Annotated in this window: 17 protein-coding genes and 1 pseudogene; 10 read left to right on the forward strand and 8 right to left on the reverse strand. The window is 74.7% G+C overall.

Annotated features, from left to right (window positions below; all coding sequences use genetic code 11):
* The 3 genes and pseudogenes from BG452_RS12805 to BG452_RS12820 all read left to right on the forward strand — a co-directional run.
* Positions 1-935 (forward strand): TAXI family TRAP transporter solute-binding subunit (locus BG452_RS12805; protein WP_317621012.1); only part of this gene is annotated, 935 nt, incomplete at its 5' end.
* A gap of 230 nt (positions 936-1,165) precedes the next feature.
* A pseudogene (locus BG452_RS12815) lies at positions 1,166-1,402 on the forward strand (hypothetical protein); the annotation flags it as partial.
* 188 nt (positions 1,403-1,590) lie between these two features.
* Entirely contained in the window at positions 1,591-1,962 is a 372-nt protein-coding gene (locus tag BG452_RS12820) for a fic family toxin-antitoxin system, toxin component (protein ID WP_188304387.1), read from the forward strand.
* A gap of 16 nt (positions 1,963-1,978) precedes the next feature.
* Here BG452_RS12820 and BG452_RS12825 read toward each other — a convergent pair whose 3' ends face one another.
* From BG452_RS12825 to BG452_RS12840, 4 genes are all read right to left on the reverse strand, one after another.
* Positions 1,979-3,346 carry a sensor histidine kinase gene (locus BG452_RS12825; RefSeq protein WP_188304388.1) on the reverse strand — a complete coding sequence of 456 codons (1,368 nt, stop codon included), beginning with the start codon at positions 3,344-3,346 and terminating at the stop codon, positions 1,979-1,981.
* Positions 3,343-4,029, reverse strand: coding sequence for a response regulator transcription factor (locus BG452_RS12830; RefSeq protein WP_188304389.1), 687 nt, complete (start codon positions 4,027-4,029; stop codon positions 3,343-3,345). Before BG452_RS12830 ends, BG452_RS12825 begins: the two co-directional genes overlap by 4 nt.
* Positions 4,030-4,054: 25 nt before the next feature.
* On the reverse strand, positions 4,055-5,452 hold the full coding sequence (locus BG452_RS12835) for an MFS transporter (RefSeq protein ID WP_188304390.1): 1,398 nt from the start codon (positions 5,450-5,452) through the stop codon (positions 4,055-4,057).
* 181 nt (positions 5,453-5,633) lie between these two features.
* A complete protein-coding gene (locus tag BG452_RS12840; protein WP_188304391.1) occupies positions 5,634-7,211 on the reverse strand; it encodes an alpha/beta hydrolase in 1,578 nt (525 codons plus the stop codon).
* A 486-nt stretch (positions 7,212-7,697) separates the two neighbouring features.
* Between BG452_RS12840 and BG452_RS12845 the strand changes: the two genes are divergently transcribed.
* Together BG452_RS12845 and BG452_RS12850 are read left to right on the forward strand one after the other, a co-directional pair.
* Entirely contained in the window at positions 7,698-8,396 is a 699-nt protein-coding gene (locus tag BG452_RS12845; RefSeq protein WP_188304392.1) for a Tat pathway signal sequence domain protein, read from the forward strand.
* A 132-nt stretch (positions 8,397-8,528) separates the two neighbouring features.
* A complete protein-coding gene (locus BG452_RS12850; protein WP_188304393.1) occupies positions 8,529-9,782 on the forward strand; it encodes a threonine/serine exporter family protein in 1,254 nt (417 codons plus the stop codon).
* A 74-nt stretch (positions 9,783-9,856) separates the two neighbouring features.
* Here the strand turns inward: BG452_RS12850 and BG452_RS12855 are convergent, their stop codons facing one another.
* Positions 9,857-11,008 (reverse strand): PP2C family protein-serine/threonine phosphatase, encoded by a 1,152-nt coding sequence (locus tag BG452_RS12855; RefSeq protein WP_188304394.1) that lies wholly within the window; start codon positions 11,006-11,008, stop codon positions 9,857-9,859.
* Between the two features lie 214 nt (positions 11,009-11,222).
* Positions 11,223-11,828: a TetR/AcrR family transcriptional regulator gene (locus BG452_RS47030; RefSeq protein ID WP_188304395.1), complete on the reverse strand. Its 606-nt coding sequence runs from the start codon at positions 11,826-11,828 to the stop codon at positions 11,223-11,225.
* Positions 11,829-11,971: 143 nt separating this feature from the next.
* On the opposite strand from BG452_RS47030, the gene BG452_RS12865 reads away from it, so the two are divergent.
* Together BG452_RS12865 and BG452_RS12870 are read left to right on the forward strand one after the other, a co-directional pair.
* Complete coding sequence (locus BG452_RS12865; RefSeq protein WP_188304396.1) at positions 11,972-12,946, forward strand: zinc-binding alcohol dehydrogenase family protein; 975 nt, start codon at positions 11,972-11,974, stop codon at positions 12,944-12,946.
* A 91-nt stretch (positions 12,947-13,037) separates the two neighbouring features.
* Positions 13,038-13,373 (forward strand): GNAT family N-acetyltransferase, encoded by a 336-nt coding sequence (locus BG452_RS12870; RefSeq protein ID WP_188304397.1) that lies wholly within the window; start codon positions 13,038-13,040, stop codon positions 13,371-13,373.
* A gap of 271 nt (positions 13,374-13,644) precedes the next feature.
* On the opposite strand, the gene lpdA is transcribed toward BG452_RS12870, so the two are convergent.
* Both lpdA and BG452_RS12880 read right to left on the reverse strand, forming a co-directional pair.
* Positions 13,645-15,051, reverse strand: coding sequence for a dihydrolipoyl dehydrogenase (lpdA, locus tag BG452_RS12875; RefSeq protein ID WP_188304398.1), 1,407 nt, complete (start codon positions 15,049-15,051; stop codon positions 13,645-13,647).
* Positions 15,052-15,316: 265 nt separating this feature from the next.
* Entirely contained in the window at positions 15,317-16,879 is a 1,563-nt protein-coding gene (locus BG452_RS12880) for a M28 family metallopeptidase (protein ID WP_188304402.1), read from the reverse strand.
* A 234-nt stretch (positions 16,880-17,113) separates the two neighbouring features.
* Between BG452_RS12880 and BG452_RS12885 the strand changes: the two genes are divergently transcribed.
* The 3 genes from BG452_RS12885 to BG452_RS12895 form a co-directional block, all read left to right on the forward strand.
* Positions 17,114-17,290 carry an antitoxin gene (locus BG452_RS12885; RefSeq protein WP_188304399.1) on the forward strand — a complete coding sequence of 59 codons (177 nt, stop codon included), beginning with the start codon at positions 17,114-17,116 and terminating at the stop codon, positions 17,288-17,290.
* A gap of 323 nt (positions 17,291-17,613) precedes the next feature.
* Complete coding sequence (locus BG452_RS12890) at positions 17,614-18,294, forward strand: TetR/AcrR family transcriptional regulator (protein WP_188304400.1); 681 nt, start codon at positions 17,614-17,616, stop codon at positions 18,292-18,294.
* A partial coding sequence (locus BG452_RS12895) for an MFS transporter (RefSeq protein ID WP_188304403.1) occupies positions 18,291-18,679 on the forward strand: 389 nt, incomplete at its 3' end. The genes BG452_RS12890 and BG452_RS12895, both read left to right, overlap by 4 nt.

The following is an 18,679-nucleotide window of genomic DNA, read 5'->3' on the forward strand; positions in this document are numbered from 1 at the left end:
GCACCGTGCTGGGCGCCGCCCTGGCGGCGGCCCTCGCCGCGGGCTGCTCCGCCGCCGGGGCACCGACCCGCTCGCTGCGGCTGGCCACCGGGCCCGAGGGCGGGCCGTACAACGCCTTCGGGCGCTCCTTCACCGAGGCCGTGACCGCGAGCGGGCGGCTCACCCTCACTCCGGTGAGCAGCGCGGCCAGCGTCGACAACCTCCAGCAGCTCGCCGACGGCTCGGCGGACCTCGCGCTGACCACCGCCGACGTCGCCGAGGACGCGGTGCTCGGGCGCGACACCTTCGACCACCCGCTCGAACTGACCGCACTGGCCCGGGTGTACGTCAACTACCTGCACCTGCTCGCCCCCGCCGACGGGCCGGTGCGCGAACTCGCCGACCTGGCGGGGCACCGGGTGGCCACCGGCGCGGTGGGCTCCGGGAACCAGGTGACGGCCGGGCGGCTGCTGCGCCGGGCGGGCCTCACCGGCGACCGGGCGCCGTTGGAGCAGCGCTCCCTCGGGCTGGCCGAGTCACTGGCCGCGCTGCGGGCCGGCGCACTGGACGCGGTGTTCTGGTCCGGCGGCGTGCCGACGCCCGCGGTGTCCGCGCTCGCCCGCGAACTGCCGTTGCGGTTCGTCCCGTTGGACGCCGTCGCCGCGCTGCTGCGGGAGCGCTACGGCCCGGTGTACACGGCCGTCACCCTGCCCGCCGGCGCGTACGGCCTGGCGGATCCGGTCGCCACCCTCGGGGTGGGCAACTACCTGACGGCCCGTCCGGGCGTGCCCGAGGACGCCGTCCGCCGGCTGCTCGGCATCCTCTTCGACCAATGGGCCACCCTGCTGCGGTCGGTGACGGCCGGGGCCCGGCTGGAGCCCCGGTTCGCCGTCTCCACCGGGGCCGTTCCGCTGCACCCGGGGGCGGCGGCGTACTACCGCTCGGTGTACGGTTGACTTCCGCTCCCCGGCCTGAAGGCCGGGGATTCCTACCACGGTCGGCCGACCGTCTCGGTGGGTTCCGGCTTCTTCGCGCTGTGCCGGGACGAGTCCCGGTCTTACCCGCGCTCCACAGGCTGACACGGCCAGTCCGGCCGCCGTGGCGACGTTGACCGCCGCGTTGATGTCCCGGTCAAGGACGGCCCCACAGGCACCGCACGTCCACTCCCGGACATTCAGGGGCGTCGGGCACCGTGCACGCCTGGATGGGCGGCGGGCACCAGGGGCCGGGCACCTTCAAGCTCGCCGGCGGCTGGACGGCCAAGGTCACCAAGGTCGGTGAGCTGCACTACCGCGCCGACACCATCGGCAGCGACAACGCGGTGATGGGCACCATGGAGTCCGACCAGCACGACGACGGGCTGGACGCCAACGGCGGGTACATCGTGCTCGGCGCCGGCGGGGAGATCAGCGCCCACGAGTGAGTCCGGGCCGGCCCGCCTCCGGAGACGTCGTCGGGCGCCGTTTGGTAGCAGCCGGTACGCCTCGCTACGCTGCGGGGCATGCGGTTGAACGTCCGGCTGGACGACCGGTTCCAGCTCCCCGAGGCACCCGAACGGCAGGCACCGACGGCACCCGCCCGCCGGTGGCGCGAACGCCCGCTGGACCGGGCGTGATCCTGCGCATCGACCGGGCCTGGCTGCTGGACATCGCCCACCGCTTCCTGCCCACCGACCCGGACATCACGGACTACGGCACCCTCACCGCCGCCGTCGCGCGCCACGTCGACGAGGTCATGGACGTGCCGGTGTACGAGGGCCCGCACCAGCGCGCAGCCGCGCTGATGCACCAGCTGATCCGCGTTCCGGCGCTGGAGTCCGGCAACGAGCACTTCGCGGCCGTGGTCGCCGCCGCCTATCTCAGCGCCTCCGGCGTCGTCGTCACCGCCGGGCCGACGGCCGCCGCCGAACTCGCCGCCCGGATCCGCGAGGGGCGGGCCGACGTCCGGGAAACCGCCACCGCCATCCGCGGCTGGTACCGCTGACTGCGCGTCGGGCGGCTCAGGGCGCGGGCAGCCGGAACTCGACGGTCAGTCCGTGCGGCAGGGTCGGGGCGACGGTCAGCGTTCCGCCGCCGGCCCGGGCGAGTTCGTCCGCGATGGCCAGGCCGAGGCCGGTGCCGGGGAGGTTCTGGTGCTCCGGCGATCGGGCGAACCGCCGCAACAGGAGCGGGAGTTGAGTGGCCGGAACGCCCCGGCCGGTGTCCCGGACCCGGACCACCGCGCCGCCGTCCGGGCCGGCCGAGGCCGTCACCCGGACGCGCTCCCCCGGCGGCACGAACTTGCCGGCGTTGTCCAGCAGCGCGTCCAGGATCCGCCCGGCCGCGTCGGGCAGGGTGTGGGCCCGCAGCCCCGACGTCACCTGGGCCGTCAACTCGAGTCCGCCCGCCTCGAACACCGGTGCCCAGGCGGCCACCCGCTCGGCCACCGCCGCCGAGACGTCGTGCTCCTCGACCGGTGCGGCGGCCGCCTCCAGCCGGGCCAGGGCGAGCAGGCCGTCGAGCAGTTCGCCGAGCCGGTCCGCCTCGTCCAGGGCCAGCGCGTGCGCCTGCCGCCCGGGGCCCGGCCCGACGTGCGGTTCGGCGTTCTCCAGTTGCAGCACCAGGGTGGCCAGCGGGTTGCGCAGCTGGTGCGAGGCGTCGGCGACGAAGTCCCGCTGGCGGCGCAGGGATTCGGCGACGGCCTGCGCCATGCCGTCGAAGTGCCGTCGCAGCCGGCGCAGTTCGGGCGGACCGGTGTCGGCGGCGACCCGCGGCTCGAAGCGTCCGCCCGCCACGGTGGCCACCGCGCGGTCGAGTTCATGGACGGGCCGCAGCAGCCAGCGGGCGATCCCGGCCGCGACCAGGGCGGCGGCACCGAAGGCGGTGACGGCGCCGGCCGCGATCAGTGCCCAGCGGACCAGCACGTCATGGCGCGCGGCGCCGGTGGGAACGGTCAACAGTACGGCGCCGCCGACCCGTTCGTCCTGGCCGACCGGCTCGGCCAGCACCACGGTGCCGGGCCCCCAAGGGCGGACGGTGGGCAGCGACTCGGTGGAGCGGCCGGTGAGGGCGCGGTCCTGGGCCTGCCGCGCGGGCGCGCCGCCCGGGGCGGGCCCGGCCCGGCCGACGGTGTGTCCGGCGGTGTCGACCACCGTCACGCCGGCGCCGTAGAGCTGGGTGTAGCGGGTGAGTTCGGCGTCGAGTTCCCGGCGGTCGGCGTCGGTGCGGATCCGGTCGGCGAGTTCGGCGAAGCGCACGGCGTCGGCCCGGCGCTGCAACAGCAGGTGTTCGGTGCGGCCGCGGGCGTAGGAGTCGGCGAGCGGCAGGGCGAGCAGCAGCACGGCGGTGCCGATGAGTGCGGTGAGCACGGCCAGCAGCCGGCGCCTCATGCGCCGTCCAGGGTGCCGAGTTGGTAGCCGTAGCCGCGGATGGTGCGCACCAGTGCGGCCCGGCCGGTCTTGGCCCGGATGCCGGCCACGTGCACGTCCAGCGAGCGCGAGGAGGCGAGGAAGGCGTCGCCCCAGATCCGGTCGAGGATCTCCTCGCGGGAGCGGACGTCGCCGGGTTGGGCGGCGAGCAGGGCGAGCACGTCGAACTCGCGCCGGGTGAGCCGGACGGCCGCGCCGTCCACGGTCACCGTGCGGGCGGCGAGGTCGATCGCGACGTCCCCGGTGCGCACCCGCCGCTCCCCTTCGGCCTGTTCCGAGGAGGGGAGGGCGGAGGAGGTGCGGCGGCGCACGGTGTCGATCCGGGCGATCAGTTCGGCCATCCGGAACGGCTTGACCACGTAGTCGTCGGCGCCGGCCCGCAGGCCCTGGAGGACGTCCCGCTCCTCGCTGCGCGCGGTGACCACGATCAGCGGCAGGTCGCACACGGTACGGAGCTTGCGCAGCAGGTCCAGGCCGTCCAGGTCCGGCAGGCCGAGGTCGAGCAGGACGAACTCGGCCTCCCGGGCGTGCCGCAGCGCCTCGGCGGCGCGGACCACCCGGCGCACGGTGTGGCCGCGCCGGGTGAGCGCGGTGGCGAGGGCCTGGGCCATCCGGTCGTCGTCCTCGACCAGCAGCATGTGCACGGAACCCTCCCCAGCGGTGAGGGGACTACCGTACGGTCTTCGCCCCGGCGGGCGCCGCCGGGACCTCCGCCGGGACCTCCGCCGGGCTGAGGACGGCGTGCCGGGTGTCCGGCATCAGCACATAGGCGACCAGCGAGACCAGCGCGCAGCCGGAGACGTACCAGAAGAAGCCGGACTCGTGCCCGCCGTTCTTGAACCAGAGCGCGATGTACTCGGCGGTGCCGCCGAACAGCGCGTTGGCGAGGGCGTACGGGAGCGCGACGCCCAGGGCGCGGATGCGGGTGGGGAACAGCTCGGCCTTCACGGCCGCGTTGATCGAGGTATAGCCGGTGACGATGACCAGCGCGGTGAGCGAGAGCCCGAGCGCGGACCAGTAGCCGCCGGCCGAGCCGAGCGCCGTCATCAGCGGGTAGGTGCCGACGGTGCAGCCGAGCGCGAAGGTGATCAGCAGCGGGCGGCGGCCGATCCGGTCGGAGAGCAGGCCGGCCAGCGGCTGGATCGCGGCGAAGACGGCGAGCGCGGTGAAGCTGACCAGGGTGGCGGTGTTCTTGGCCAGCCCGGCGCTCCCGATCAGGTACTTGGTCAGGTAGGTGGTGTACGTGTAGTAGGCGACGGTGCCGCCGAGGGTGAGGGCCATCACCAGCACGGCCTGGCGCCGGTGTTCCCACAGGGCGCGCAGGGTGCCCCGGGCGTCGGCCGGCTCCCGGCCGCCGGACTCGGCGGTGAACGCCTCGGTCTCCGGCAGCCGGCGGCGCAGCCACAGCACCACGACGGCGAAGACGGCGCCCAGCAGGAACGGCACCCGCCAGCCCCAGGAGTGCAGTTGGGCGTTGCTGAGGGTGTGCTGCAGGACGATCAGGATGCCGAGGCCGAGGAGTTGGCCGCAGGTCATCGACACGTACTGGAAGGAGGAGCCGAGGCCGCGCCGGTTCGGGGCGGAGGCCTCGGTGAGGTAGGTGGCACTGGCCGCGTACTCGCCGCCGATGCTCATGCCCTGGAGCAGCCGGGCGAGCAGCAGGACGGCGGCGCCGAGGTAGCCGGACTGCCCGTAGGTCGGGGCGATCGCGATCAGCACGGCGGCCGCGGACATTATGGTGACGGTCAGGGTGAGGGCGCTCTTGCGGCCGTGCCGGTCGGCGGCCCGGCCGAGCAGCCAGCCGCCGACCGGGCGCATCAGGAAACCGACCGCGAAGATGCCGGCGGTGTTCATCAGCTTCGCGGTGGAGTCGCTGCCGGGGAAGAAGTCGTCGGCGAAGTAGACGGCGAAGCTGGCGTAGACGAACCAGTCGTACCACTCCACCAGGTTGCCCAGCGACCCGCCGACCAGGGCGAGCCGCCGCCGGGCGCGCTCCTCACCGGGCGACTGCGGCTGCGGCTGCGGCTGTGGCTGCGACTCTGACGGGACGGCGGCGGACGGGGACATGGCGGCTCCGGGGGGCTGGTACGGCGGGTGGGTGTCCCAGAGCGTGCCGCCGCCCGCGGGGCGGCGGCAAGGAGCGCCGCGCAGATCTTACGTTCCGCTAAGGAAGCCCCCGCACCGCCGGTTGGACCGCCGAGCGCCGGGCCCGCGCGGGGGTGCCCCCTCGCGGGCCCGTCGGCACCGGCTACCGGAACGGCGGCTGGTCCGGCGCGCAGACCCGGCCGCGCGGCGGCAGTTCGCCGTCCACCAGGTAGCGCTCCTCGTAGCCGGCCGCGCAGCCGCTCGGGTTGCCGAGCACCGTGTGCCCGGCGCCGTCGACGGTCAGCAGCCGGCCCCGGGCCAGGGTGTCGGCCAGCGCGCGGGAGCCCTGGTACGGCCAGGCCGGGTCACCGGTGTTGGCGACGACCAGGACGGGCGCGGCGGTGGAGCGGTCCCAGGGCCCGTCGTAGCGGTCCCGGGCGGCCTCGGCCGGCCAGGCGGCGCAGCGCTGGGTCTGCCACACCCAGGACGGGCCGAGGGCGCCGGAGCGCTCCCGGGCCAGGTCGGCGAGGGCCGGGTAGTCGGCGTCCGCGGGCGGGTTGACGGTGTCGGCGCACAGCACGCCGAGGACCTGCGTCTGGTACGACGGCGCGCCGGTGGGCAGCGGAGCGGCCGGGGTGTCGGCGGCGGTCCACAGGCTCTGCAGCTGCAGGCCCAGGGCCGCCCAGCCGGGGCTCTTGAAGGCCGGCATCGGCTGGGCCGAGTAGAGCAGCGGGGCGAGGGCCGAGACGGCGGTCGCCTCGTCGTAGGTGACGGCCTGCGGCCCGGTGCCGACGGTGACCGGGCCGCGCTCCAGACGGCCCATCAGCCCGGCGTACTTGGTCCGGGTCGTCTCCGGGCTGCCCGCGGAGAAGGCGCAGTCCGTCGGGGACGCGGCGCCGCAGCGGTCGAGGAAGTCGTCCAGGACGGCGGCCGAGCCGAGGTCGCTGCCGGTGCGCAGGAAGGGCGGCAGCGCGCGGTCCTGCGGGGTGCGGCCGGTGGACCAGGCGACCGGGTCGACGGCGCTGTCCAGGACCATGGCGCGCACCCGGCCGGGGAAGAGGTTGGCGTAGGTGGCGCCCAGGTACGTCCCGTAGGAGGTGCCGAGGTAGTTGAGCCGCCGCTCGCCGACGGCCTGGCGCAGCAGGTCGAGGTCGCGGGCGACGTCTGCGGTGGACAGGTGGGCGAGCAGGCCGGTGTGGTCGTTCTCGGCGCACTGGCGGCCCAGTCGGGCATAGGTGTCGGCCCAGCGCGACTGCTGCTCGGCGCCGACCGGGTAGCCCGCGGGGAGTCCGCCGAGCAGGGCCTGTTCGCCGGCCGGGTCGGGGAAGCACCGCAGGGTGGTGGAGGCGCCGACGCCGCGCGGGTCGAAGCTGACGATGTCGAAGCGCTTGCGCACCTCCTCGGGGAACAGCGGGGCCGCGGCGGGCAGCGCCGCGGTGCCGGGGATCCCCGGTCCGCCCGGGTTGTAGAACAGCGTGCCGACCCGGTGACCCTGGTCGTCGGCGGGGCGGCGGATGAGCGCCAGGTCGATCGACCGGCCGCGCGGGGCCCGGTAGTCCAGCGGCACCTGGGCGGTGTCGCACTGGAAGCCGGGGGTGCAGGGCTTCGTCCAGGTCAGGGCCGGCACCGGCGGGGCGGGCGCGGCGGCCGCGACGGCGGCCGGGGTGAGCGCGGCCAGCAGCAGGCCGGCGGCCGTGGCGGCTGCGGCGCGGAGGGGGGCGGTGGAAGGCGGTCGGGGCACGGGCGGCTCTCTCGTCGGTCGCAGGGGGTCGGATGAGTCACAGGGGCCAGGTGAGTCACAGGGTTCGTCGGAGCAACACGACACGCGGATATCGCGTGGGTCGTGGGAATCACAGGACTCGTCCGGTCTGACGGCTTGGAGTCTTCCGTCCGCCGCTGTCAGCGCGCTGCCGGATCACCGGCATTTCACTGACACCGCGTCGCTTCCCGCGGCTGCCCCGGCCCCGTCGGCTCACTCGGCTCGCTCGGCCCCTCGGCTCGCTCGGCTCCTCGGTTCACTCGCTGCTCGGCGAAGGGCATGTGCACCCGGCACGGGACGGCCCGGGATCCCCTCGGCGACCTTGCTGACGAAACGTCAACAACACTGCCGCGGCTTCTTGACGGCGAACCGACACAGTCCTAGAACGGAGTCAGCTCCCCGTTCCCCCACCTCCCGGGAGCAGCGAAAGTTCGCCTTCCCGCCCCTCGCCGAGGAAGAGGCTTCCCCATGCGCGCACTCCCCCGCCGCACCGCACCGCTCGCCCTGGCCGCCCTCGCCGCCCTCGCCCTGGCCGCGGCGGCCCCCGCCTCCGCCACCACCCCCGCCTCCCCGGCCGACGCCGGCCCCGTGCTCACCACCGGCAGCGCGGGCGGCGCCGCCGTCGCGGTGGGCGACGCCCTCGCCGCGCCGCTCGCCGCCAACACCTCCGCCACCTTCTACTCGACCGCCACCAGCACCACCGGTGTCACCTGTGCCGGCTCCCAGCTGTCCGCCACCGTGCTGACCAACCCGGCCGCCCCCGGCACCGCGACCGAGTCGATGACCGGGCTCACCTTCGACTCCTGCACCGCCAACGTCACCGGCGTCACCTCGGTCCAGAGCCTGACCGTCGACACCCTCCCGTACGGCGTCTCCGTCGACGACGGCACCGGGCTGCCCGTCACCCTCACCGGCGGCAGCGCCGGCCCGATCCAGGCCACCGCCGTCCTGAACAGCTGGTTCGGCACCATCACCTGCACCTACCAGCTCAGCGGCGCCTTCACCGGCACCGCCGACAACGGCGGCCAGAGCCTGACCTTCACCAACGAGCACTTCGCCAAGAGCGGCGGCTCCGGCCTCTGCCCCGCCGACGGCTACTTCTCGGCCGGGTACGGCCCGCTCGCCGACACCGGCCAGGCCGGCGCACCGGCGGTCTACGTGAACTGACCAGCGCCCCACGCGCCCCGCCCCGGGTCGTCGAGCAGCGGCGCGGCCCGGGGCGGCTCCCATCACGGTCCCGGAAGTGATCAGACCAGGGCAGATTCGGACCCAAGCGGGCGGGATGGGACGATACCTGCCATGTCTAGCAAGTCTCCATCGGTCCGGGGCAACGAGGCCCCCGCCGACCGGCTCCGCCGCCTACTGCTCGAACTGGGCGACGCCCTGCTGGGCGGGGGCCTGCCCGTCCATGACGTCGAAGAGGAACTCCGCGCACTCGGGCGGGCGTCGGGGGCTCCCGAGGTACGGGTCGCCGCGCTCACCAACGGCCTGTTCGTCGCCCTCGACGCGGCGGACGCCAGCCGGTTCCAGCCGGTCGGGGCCGCGCTGCGGTTCGAGCAGACCGCGGACGTCCTCCACCTGGTGCACCGGCTGCGCTCCGGCGAGCTGGACGGCCCCCGGGCGCTGGACGAGCTGGACCGGATCCGCCGGGCGCCGGCCCGCTGGCCCGCCTGGGTCGCGGACCTCGGCGCGCTGCCGGTCGGGGTGGGCGTCTGCCTGTTCCTCCAGCCGGTGACGGCGAACGTGCTGGCCGCCGGGGCCGGTTCGGTGATCGTGGCGGGACTGACCGTGCTGGCGCGGCGCCTCCCCCGGCTGCGCCCGCTGCTGCCCGTCACGGCCGGGTTCCTGGTGGCGCTGCTCGTCCTGTCGCTCACCCGGGCCGGCCTGCTGGACGGGCCGCTGCGCACGATCGTCGCCACTTTGGCGATCCTGCTGCCGGGCGGGCTGCTGGTCACCGGGCTGTCGGAGATCGCGGCGGGCGCCGCCAGCGCCGGGACGGCCCGGCTGGTGTCCGGCGCGGTGCAGCTGGCGCTGTTCCTGGCCGGGGTGGCGGCGGCCACCACCGCGATCGGCATGCCGGCCAGCGCGCTGGCCAACGTCCAGGTGGCCAAGCCGAGTTGGTGGGTGATCGGGGTGGGGCTGGCGATCGCCGTGGCCGGCGTCGTGGTCAACGTCAACACCCCGCCCCCGGCCATTCCGTGGATCGTCGTGGTGATCGCGGTCAGCGTCACCGCGCAGGTGGTGGTCGGCTCGGTGCACGGCGCGGCGATAGGCGGTCTGGCCGGCGCCGTCAGCGCCGCCGTCGCGGCCACCGTGGTGCACTGGCTGCCCGGCGGCCCGCTCTGGCAGGTGCTCTACCTCCCGGCGTTCTGGATCGTGGTGCCCGGCTCCTTCGGGCTGCTGAACACCGCGCAGATCGAGGTCGGCAACGGGGCGCAGTCGGTGCTGGCCGCCGTGTCGGCGGTGTTCGGGGTGTCGATCGGCACCCTGATCGGCTCGGTGATCAGCCGGATCCCGCGCCCCGCGCTCGCCGTGCCCCAGCTGCGGGCCTGACCCGCCCCACCCTCCGCGACCACCGCACTCCGCGACCACCGACCTCCGCGACCACCAACCGGCGCGGCCCCCGCTCAGCCGGCGGCCGCGCCGCTGCCGTTCCGGACGGCGAGCAGCGCGGTGTCGTCCGTCAGACGGCCGCCGGTGTACCGGAGGACGGCGACGACGACCGCCCCCACCAGGCGCTCGGGCTCCCCGGCCCCGGGCAGCCCGGCCAGGCTCTCCAGATGGGCGCGCAGGTCGAAGAAGGCGCCCTGGCCGTCCCGGGCCTCGGTCACCCCGTCCGTGACGATCAGGACGGTCTCGTCCGCGCCGAGCCGCAGCCGCTGGACCTCCGGGAGCCGGCCGGTCAGCGGGGCGAGGCCCAGCGGGGCGCCGTTGCCCGGCGGCAGCTGCCGGACGCCGTCCGGGCCCAGCACGTACGGGCAGTCGTGGCCGAAGTTGACCAGCTGGATCCGTTCCGACGCGTCGTCGGGGAACCCGACGACGACCGCGGTGGCGAACCGCTCCTCGTCCTCGCCCAGCCGGGAGGAGAGCAGGTTCTGCCGGTGCACCCGCTCCTCCAGCCGGGAGGCGACGGTCGCCAGGTCCGCCTCCCGGAAGGCCGCCTCCCGGAAACAGCCGACCAGGGCGGCGGCCGTGGAGACGGCCGGCAGTCCCTTCCCCTGGACGTCACCCAGGATGACCCGGGCGCCGTACGGGCTGGCCACCACGTCGTAGAAGTCGCCGCCCACCCGGGCCTCGACGTCCGCGGCCAGGTAGCGGGCCGCCGAGTCCACCCCGCCCCAGCCGGGCGGCACCGGGCGCAGCACCACCTGCCGGGTGGTCTCGGCGGCGCCCTGCAGATGGCGGACGTAGGCGGCGGCCCGGGCCCGGAAGACGCTGAGCGGCAGCGCGAGGACGCAGCCGGCGATCACCAGCAGGAAGTCCTCGATCCCGTGGGACTTGTCCCAGAGCCTGTCCAGCACGGGGTAGGCGACGATCACGAGACCGGCGAACGCCACGGTGACCGCCGGACCGCACAGCCCGGCGGCCACCACCGGGACCAGGGTCAGCCAGCTGAGCGACTCGAAGAAGTCGGGCGTGAGGGCGTCCACGACCACCACCGCCACCAGCAGCAGGGCGGGGATCAGCCAGGACCGGTGACCGTAGCGGATCAGCACCGGCAGCTGGGCACCCGGCCCCGACGGCGGCTGTGACGGCCCGTTCGCGTTCGTGGCACGCACCCGCAACGGCCCCTCCGCTCCTCCGGTCGTTCCGCCGACGCCCCGCCGGGCGGGGTCGTCGGGGCAACGGTAGGCGGCGGAGGGGGCGGGTGCCCCTCGGCCCGGGCCCGTTCGGCCCAGCCCGTCGGTTCGACCCGCGCGGTCGCTCGACCCGTCCGGTCGGCCCGGTTCGACCCGTCCGGTCGGCCCGGCCCGCCGGTCGATTCGGCCCGCCTCAGCCCGTGGGCGCGTCGAGCAGCGGGGTGACGAGCGCCCGCAGGGCGTCGGCGAACCGCTGCCCCTCGCCCTGTTCCAGCAGCCGCAGGATCGGGTCGCTGTGCACCGTGCCGAGCAGGATGTGGGCCAGCAGTTCGGCATCCAGGTCGGGGCGCTGTTCGGCGATCAGCCCGCTGAGGTGGCCGTGCCAGGCCCGGTAGACCGGGTGGTCGCCGCGCGGGCCCTGGTCGGGCGGTTGCGGGGTGGTGGTGACGGCGTGGCCGAGCGCGGCGAGCAGGCTCTTGTTGCGGGCGACCACGGCGACCACGGCGTCCAGGAAGGCGAGCAGCCGGTCCCGGGGCGGGGCGCCCGGGCCGAGCGGCGGCGGCCCGCTGTGGATGGCTTCGTCCAGGTCGAGGGCCCGCTCCTGCATCAGCGCGAGCATCAGGCCCATCCGGTTGCCGAAGCGGTGGAAGACCGTCCCCTTGCCCACCCCGGCGGCGGCGGCGACCTGCTCCATGGAGATCTGCTCGGGCCGGTGGCCGGCCAGGAGTTCCTCGGTGGCGCGCAGGATCGCGCGCCGGTTCCGGGCCGCGTCGGCGCGTTCGCGTCGGCCTTCCGCCATGGGCTGCCCCTTCCCCGTTCGTCTCGTACGCGTGCCCCGTACGGTAACCCGTGGACAACTGGACCATCGGTCCAGTACGGTCCCGGCGAGAAGTTGACCGCCGGTCCAGTTGATTGCGGACCGGCCCGTCGAGGGAGGGCACCATGCGACGCATCCGCTACCACCGGTACGGCGGCCCCGAAGTCCTGACACCGGAGGAGGCCGACATCCCGGAGCCGGGGCCCGGCCAGGTCCTGCTGCGCGCCGAGGCGATCGGGGCGAACTTCGTGGACACCCGGTTCCGGCGCGGGGCCCCGGCCGGCTCGGTGTTCCACCGGCCGCTGCCGGGCGTGCTGACCGGCGACGTGGTCGGGACGGTCGAGGCCCTCGGCCCCGACGTGGACGGCGGCCTGCTCGGGCAGCGGGTCGCCGCGCTGGCCCTGGACGCCTTCGCCGAGTACTCGATCGCCGACGCCGCCTGGCTCGCCCGGGTGCCCGACGGCCTCGACCCCGGCGACGCCAGCATGCTGCCGCTCGCCGCACCGGTGGCCCTGGGGGTGCTGCGGGCCGGCCGGCTCGCTCCGGGCGAGACCGTCCTGGTACACGCCGCGGCCGGCGGCATCGGCCACCTGGCCGTCCAGCTGGCGAAGCTGCTCGGCGCCGGCACGGTGATCGCCACCGCCGGTTCGCCCGACAAGCTCGACTTCGTCACCGCGCTCGGGGCGGACGCCGCCGTCGACTACCGCGCCCCCGACTGGCCCGAGCAGGTGCGGGCGGCCGCACCGCGGGGCGTGGACGTCGTGCTGGACTCGGTCGGCGGCGAAGTCCTCCAGCGCAGCCTCGAACTGACGGCCCCGCTCGGCCGGGTCGTACTGTACGGCGCCGCCGACGGCGAGCCGGGCAGCGTGCCGGCGGCCCGGCTGTTCGGACTGCGCACCGCCGTCGGCTACTCCCTGAACGCCTGGCGCGCGGCCCGGCCCGACCTCGCCCGGCGGGACGTCGACGAAGCCGTCGAGCACTTCGCGGCCGGCCGGCTGCGGACCACCGTCCACGCGCGCCTCCCGCTCACCGAGGCCGCCACCGCCCACCGGATCATGGAGGAGCGCTCCCAGCGGGGCCGCATCCTGCTGCTGCCCTGATCCCGTCCCGCCGCCGATCGCGCAGGGCCGCCGACTACCCTGGCCCCGCACCGAAAGCCCGCACGGGCTCCGCGAACGAAAGGCCTCCCCGATGAGCACTCCCAGCACCCCCGTCGTCGCGCGGGCGGACGCCCCGCACCGCTACGAGATCCGGGTCGACGGCGAACTCGCCGGATTCACCGAGTACTTGGACCACGACGGGCAGCGGGTCTTCTACCACACCCTGGTCGAGGACGCCTTCGCCGGACGCGGCCTGGCCGGGCAGCTGGTCCAGGAGGCACTGACGGACGTGCGGGCCGCCGGGAAGCGGATCGTGCCGATCTGCCCGTACGTGGCCAAGTTCCTGATCAAGCACCCGGAGTTCGCCGACATCACCGACGAGGTCACCCCGGAGGTCAAGAGCTGGCTGCGCACCCAGCTGCACTGATCGAAGGGGCCGCCCGGCCGCCCCACCGGGGCTGCCGGAATCCTGGTCGCCGGTCGCGCCGAGGGGACGCGGCGGGAGGCGGCGAAAGGGCTGGGCGATGGGCGGGTTGGTCACGGCGAGGACGTTCGAGGGCGGCCCGGCGGGTGGCCGGCGCCGGGTGCTCCACCGGCGCTTCGACGGCCCCCTCGCTCCGATCACCGGCCGGGCCTGACGCCGGAACGACGATGCGACCCCCGCCGGCGGGGGTCGCGTCGTCCGGCTCAGCGGATCGTCACATGTTGATCATGTGACCGGCGAGGCCGTGGATGGCCTCCTTGACCGCCTCGCCCAGGGTCGGGTGGGCGTGCACGTTGCGGGCGACCTCGTGGACGGTGAGGTCCCACTGCTGCGCCAGCGTCAGCTCGGGCAGCAGCTCGGTGACCTCGGGGCCGATCAGGTGGGCGCCGAGCAGCTCGCCGTGGGTGTTGTCGCAGATCACCTTGACGAAGCCGATCGGGTGGCCGAGGCCGTGCGCCTTGCCGTTCGCGGTGAACGGGAACTTGGCGACCTTGACGTCGTAGCCCAGCTCGCGGGCCTGGGCCTCGGTGTAGCCGAAGGAGGCGATCTGCGGCTGGCAGTAGGTGGCGCGCGGGATCATGGCGAAGTCGACCTCCATGGTCTCCGCCCCGCCGATGGTCTCGGCGGCGATCACGGCCATCGTCTCGGCGGCGTGCGCGAGCATCAGCTTCGCGGTGACGTCGCCGATCGCGAAGATGTGGTCGACGCTGGTGCGGCCCCGGCCGTCCACCGCGATGGCGTTGCGGTCGGTGAGCTTGACCCCGGTGTTCTCCAGGCCGTAGCCGTTGACCCGCGGCGCGAAGCCGATCGCCTGGAGCACCTTGTCGGCCTCCAGCACCTGCTGCTGGCCGTCCTTGGTGACGGTGACGCGGACCTTGGCGTTCGGGTCGCTGTCGTCGATCGACTCGACCCGGGTGGAGGTGAGCACCTCGATGCCCAGCTTGCGGTACTGCTTGGCGAGTTCGGTGGAGACCTCGACGTCCTCCAGCGGCACCACCCGGTCCAGGAACTCGACGATGGTGACCTTCACGCCGTAGTTGTGCAGCACGTACGCGAACTCGACACCGATCGCGCCGGCGCCCGCGATGATGATGCTCTCCGGCAGCTGCTCGGTGAGGATCTGCTCCTCGTAGGTCACCACGCGCTCGCTCAGGCTGGTGCCGGGCAGCAGGCGGGTGGTGGCACCGGCGGCGATGACGCAGTGGTCGAAGGTGACCATGTCGAAGCCGCCGCCGCTGAGCGCGACCTGGAGGGTGTGGTCGTCGACGAAGGTGCCCCAGCCGTCGTACTCGGTGATGCCGTTCTTCTTCATCAGGTAGTGGACGCCCTTGACCCGGCCGTCGGCCACCGAGCGGCTGCGGCGGAACGCCTCGCCGAAGTCGAAGGTCACCTGGCCCTCGACCTTGATGCCGAAGGTCTTGGCCTCCTTGGTGAAGATGTGGGCGAGCTCGGCGTTGCGCAGCAGGGCCTTGGAGGGGATGCAACCGACGTTGAGGCAGACGCCGCCCCAGTACTTGGCCTCGATGACCGCGACCTTCAGCCCCAGCTGGGCCGAGCGGACGGCGGCGGTGTAGCCGCCGGGGCCCGCGCCGAGGACGACGACGTCGTAGTGCGTGCTCATGTTGCTGACTCCTCCGAGGGTGTCATGGTGTCGTGATCTCGGTCCCATGGTGTCAGGACCGGACCCGGCGCACCCACCGGGTCTCGGCGGATGCGCTCCGCGCGGCACCGTACAGGGCCCGGGCCGGATTGTCAGCGGGGTCCGTTACGGTCGATCGCACCGGCCCCACCAGGGGCGATGGCGGAGGGAGGGTTCCGATGGACGGAACGCGCGGGGCGGGCGGGTGGGCCCGCCGCCCGAGGACGGCAGCGGGCCCACCCGGGCGTCAGGCCGCGACCTCGTGGCCCTCGGCGCCGGCCGTGCCGGCACTGCCCGATCCGGCACTGCCCGGGGTGCTCATACCCGTTCCGGCGGCCGGGTGACCGGCCGGGCGCCGCGCCGGCTGTTGTGGCGACTGCGCAGTCGCCACCGGCCGCTGCAGTGAGGAGAGGTCCCAGGCGTAGGTGCCGACGGCATGGGCGATCACGTCGATGTTGACGTCGAAGGCGTCCATGTCGATGTTGTCCAGGCCGTCACAGGCCTTGTGGTAGCAGGCGTCGAAGGCGGTGCCCGCCGTGCCGCCGTAACGGGCCTGCTGCTCGGGGGACTTGATCACCTCGGCGCCGGTGTCGGTGCCGCCCGCCGGGATGCCCGCGTCGATGAACGGACCGTAGTCGGAGCGGCCGTTGAAGGCGGACGGGTCGTGCGGCAGCTCCCGGCCGTCCAGGTAGCCGGTGAGGTCCCGCTCGATCTGGGCCGAGCCCTCCGGGCCCGCGTCGCCGCCCGCGCTGCCGGAGCCGTTGTAGACGAACTGCGCGTAGTTGGGGGATGCGATCATGTCGAAGTTGAGGTAAAGGCGGATCTTCTTCCGGTCCGCCTCGGAGAGCGACTTCACGTACGCCTCGGAGCCCTTGAGGCCGAACTCCTCGGCGGACCACCAGGCGAACCGGACCTTGTTCTCCACCGGGCGGACGCCCAGGTTCTTCGCGACCTCCAGGATGCCGGCCGTGCCGGACCCGTTGTCGTTGATGCCCGGCCCGGCGGGGACGGAGTCCAGGTGGGCGCCGATCATCACGGTGTTCGCCGGATCGCCGCCGCGGGTCTCGGCGATGACGTTCCAGGTCCTGCGCGGCTCCATGAAGGTCCGGATGTCCAGGGCCACCCGCACCGGACCGGCGGCGGCCTTCGCGGCCAGCGCCTCGCCGGCCGCCCTGCTGATCCCGCCGGTCGGGACCTTGCCCGCGGTGGGCTCGCCGAGCGTCCCGTTGAGGTCGCCGTCGGTGTTGTTGTAGATCAGCGCCCCGAGGGCGCCGGCCGCCGCCGCGGCCGCCTGCTTCTCGGCGAAGCCGCACCCGCCGCGCCGGATCAGCGCGATCCGTCCGGTGACGGAGCCCGCCGGGTAGTCGGCGGCCGTGCAGCCGGTGCCGGCGCTGACCGGGGCGACGCCCAACTCGGCAGTCAGGCCCGCCTCCGGACCGCTCACCGAGTACGTCATGGCGAGCACCGGCACCGACTCGGCCTGGGGCGACAGCACGTCCAGGCGTTCGGCGCGGGCCTCGAAGAAGGTGTACTCGAACTCCTGCCGGGACACCTTCAGCCCGGCCCGCCGCGCCTGCTCGTAGACGTAGCGCGCCGATTCGTCGTGGCCCTTCGAACCCGCCGCCCTGGTACCGCCGTTGCGGTCGGCGAACCGTTGCAGCGCGGTCAGGGTGCGGCGGGCGTCCTCGGCACTGCTCGCCGCGACCAGCCGCTCGGCCAGCCTGGCACCCTGGCGCGCCGGGTCCGGCCCGGCGCTGGCGCTGCCCGCGCCGACCAGTGACAGCGGGGCGACCAGTGCGGCGACGGCCAGTGCGGCGCCCGCGCGGTTGCGGGCGCGGGCACGGGCGGGGTGAGCGGGACGGGCGGGGTGAGCGGGACGGGCGGTACGCGACGTCAAGGCGGCTCCTTTCGACGGTCCGTGGACTCACGATTTGACATGAGCGGGATCGCCTTGCCAAGGCCGCCGCGCGGCCGCGAAGTGCGCGGGACGCCGGGGGCGGTGATCCTGGAGGGGCGGGGGCGTCTCATCCAGGAGGGTGACCACATGTCCATGCTGGATAAGCTCAAGCAGATGCTGAAGGGGCACGAGGACCAGGCCGAGAAGGGTGTGGACAAGGCCGGCGACGCCTTCGACGAACGCACCGAGGGCAAGTACAGCAGCCAGACCGACGTGGCCCAGGACAAGCTGAAGGAGCAGTTCCGCGACCAGCCGCCGCAGTAGCGGGCGCGGTCAGGACCTCCCGGCCGGGGTCGGCGGCGCTCCGCCCTGACTCCGGCCGGACTGCTCCGGCTCCCCGTCGGCGCCCGTCCCGCCCCCGCCGGTCTCGTCCCCGCCCGCGCCGCGTTCTCGCCCGGCCCCGGGCCGGGCCGCTGCCGCAGCCGTCCGCACTCCTGGCACACCCCGCCCTGGCACACCCCGCCCTGGCACACCCCGCCCAGCCGGCAGGTCGGCTCGCCGACTTCGTCCATGTCCGCGAATTCCGCCCGGCGGGTCACCGCCATGGCGAGTAGACACTGTCTACGACGATCGGGTAGACAGTGTCCATGACCGAACAGGACCAGGACCTGCGCACCCGGCTGGTGGCCGCCGGCGTCGAGCTGGTGAGCCGCGAGGGCGTGCACGCGCTCGGCCTGCGCGAGATCGCCCGGCACGCCGGGGTCTCGCACGGGGCGCCGCGCCGCTACTTCCCCACCCACCGGGAACTGCTCGCCGCCGTCGCCCGACACGGCTTCGGCCGGCTCACCGACACCCTCGCCGGGGCCGACGCCCTCGCCGCCGCCACCGGCGCCGACGCCCGCACCCGGATCGAGGCGCTCGCCCGCGCCTACCTCGGCTTCGCGGCGGCCAACCCCGGCATGTTCGAGCTGATGTTCCGTCACGACCTGCTGGAGGGCAGCGGAGCCGAGCTGCGCCACACCACCCTGCCGCTGTTCCGGACCTTCGCCGGCCTGGTCGCCGAGGTCCACCCGCGGTCCGACCGTCCGGCGCCTGACAACCCGACGCCTGACGACCCGACGCCCGACGACCCGACACCTGACCGTCCGGCGCCTGACGGCCCGACACCCGACGGCCCGGCCGCCGCCACCGCCGCCCTGTGGGCCAACCTGCACGGCCTCGCCCAGCTGCGCGCCTGGGGCAGCCTGCGACTGGTCACCGGCGGCGAGGACGTCGAACCGGTGCTGCGGGCCACCCTGGCCGCCCACCTCGGCCCGGCCCCCCGGTGACCCGGCACCGCCGGGGCCTCACCCTCGCCGCCAGCATCACCGGCGCCGTCCTGGTCGCCCTCGACGGCACGGTGCTGAGCGTCGCCCAGCCCACCCTCCAACGCGACCTGCACGCCTCCGTCACCGCCGTCCAGTGGACCAGCACCGGCTACCTGGTCACCGTCGCCGCCCTGCTGGTCTTCGCCGGCCGGCTCGGCGACCGGTACGGGCACCGGCGCCTGTTCGCCCTCGGCGTGGCGGGCTTCGCCGCCAGCTCAGCCGGGATCGCCCTCGCCCCCGGCATCGGCTGGGTCATCGCCCTGCGCGTCGCCCAGGGCGTGGCGGGCGCCCTGCTCCAGCCCGCCACCCTCGGCCTGCTGCGCGCCGTCTGGCCCGCCGAGCGACT

Source organism: Streptomyces sp. CBMA123 (assembly GCF_014596465.1).
Taxonomy (GTDB): domain Bacteria; phylum Actinomycetota; class Actinomycetes; order Streptomycetales; family Streptomycetaceae; genus Kitasatospora.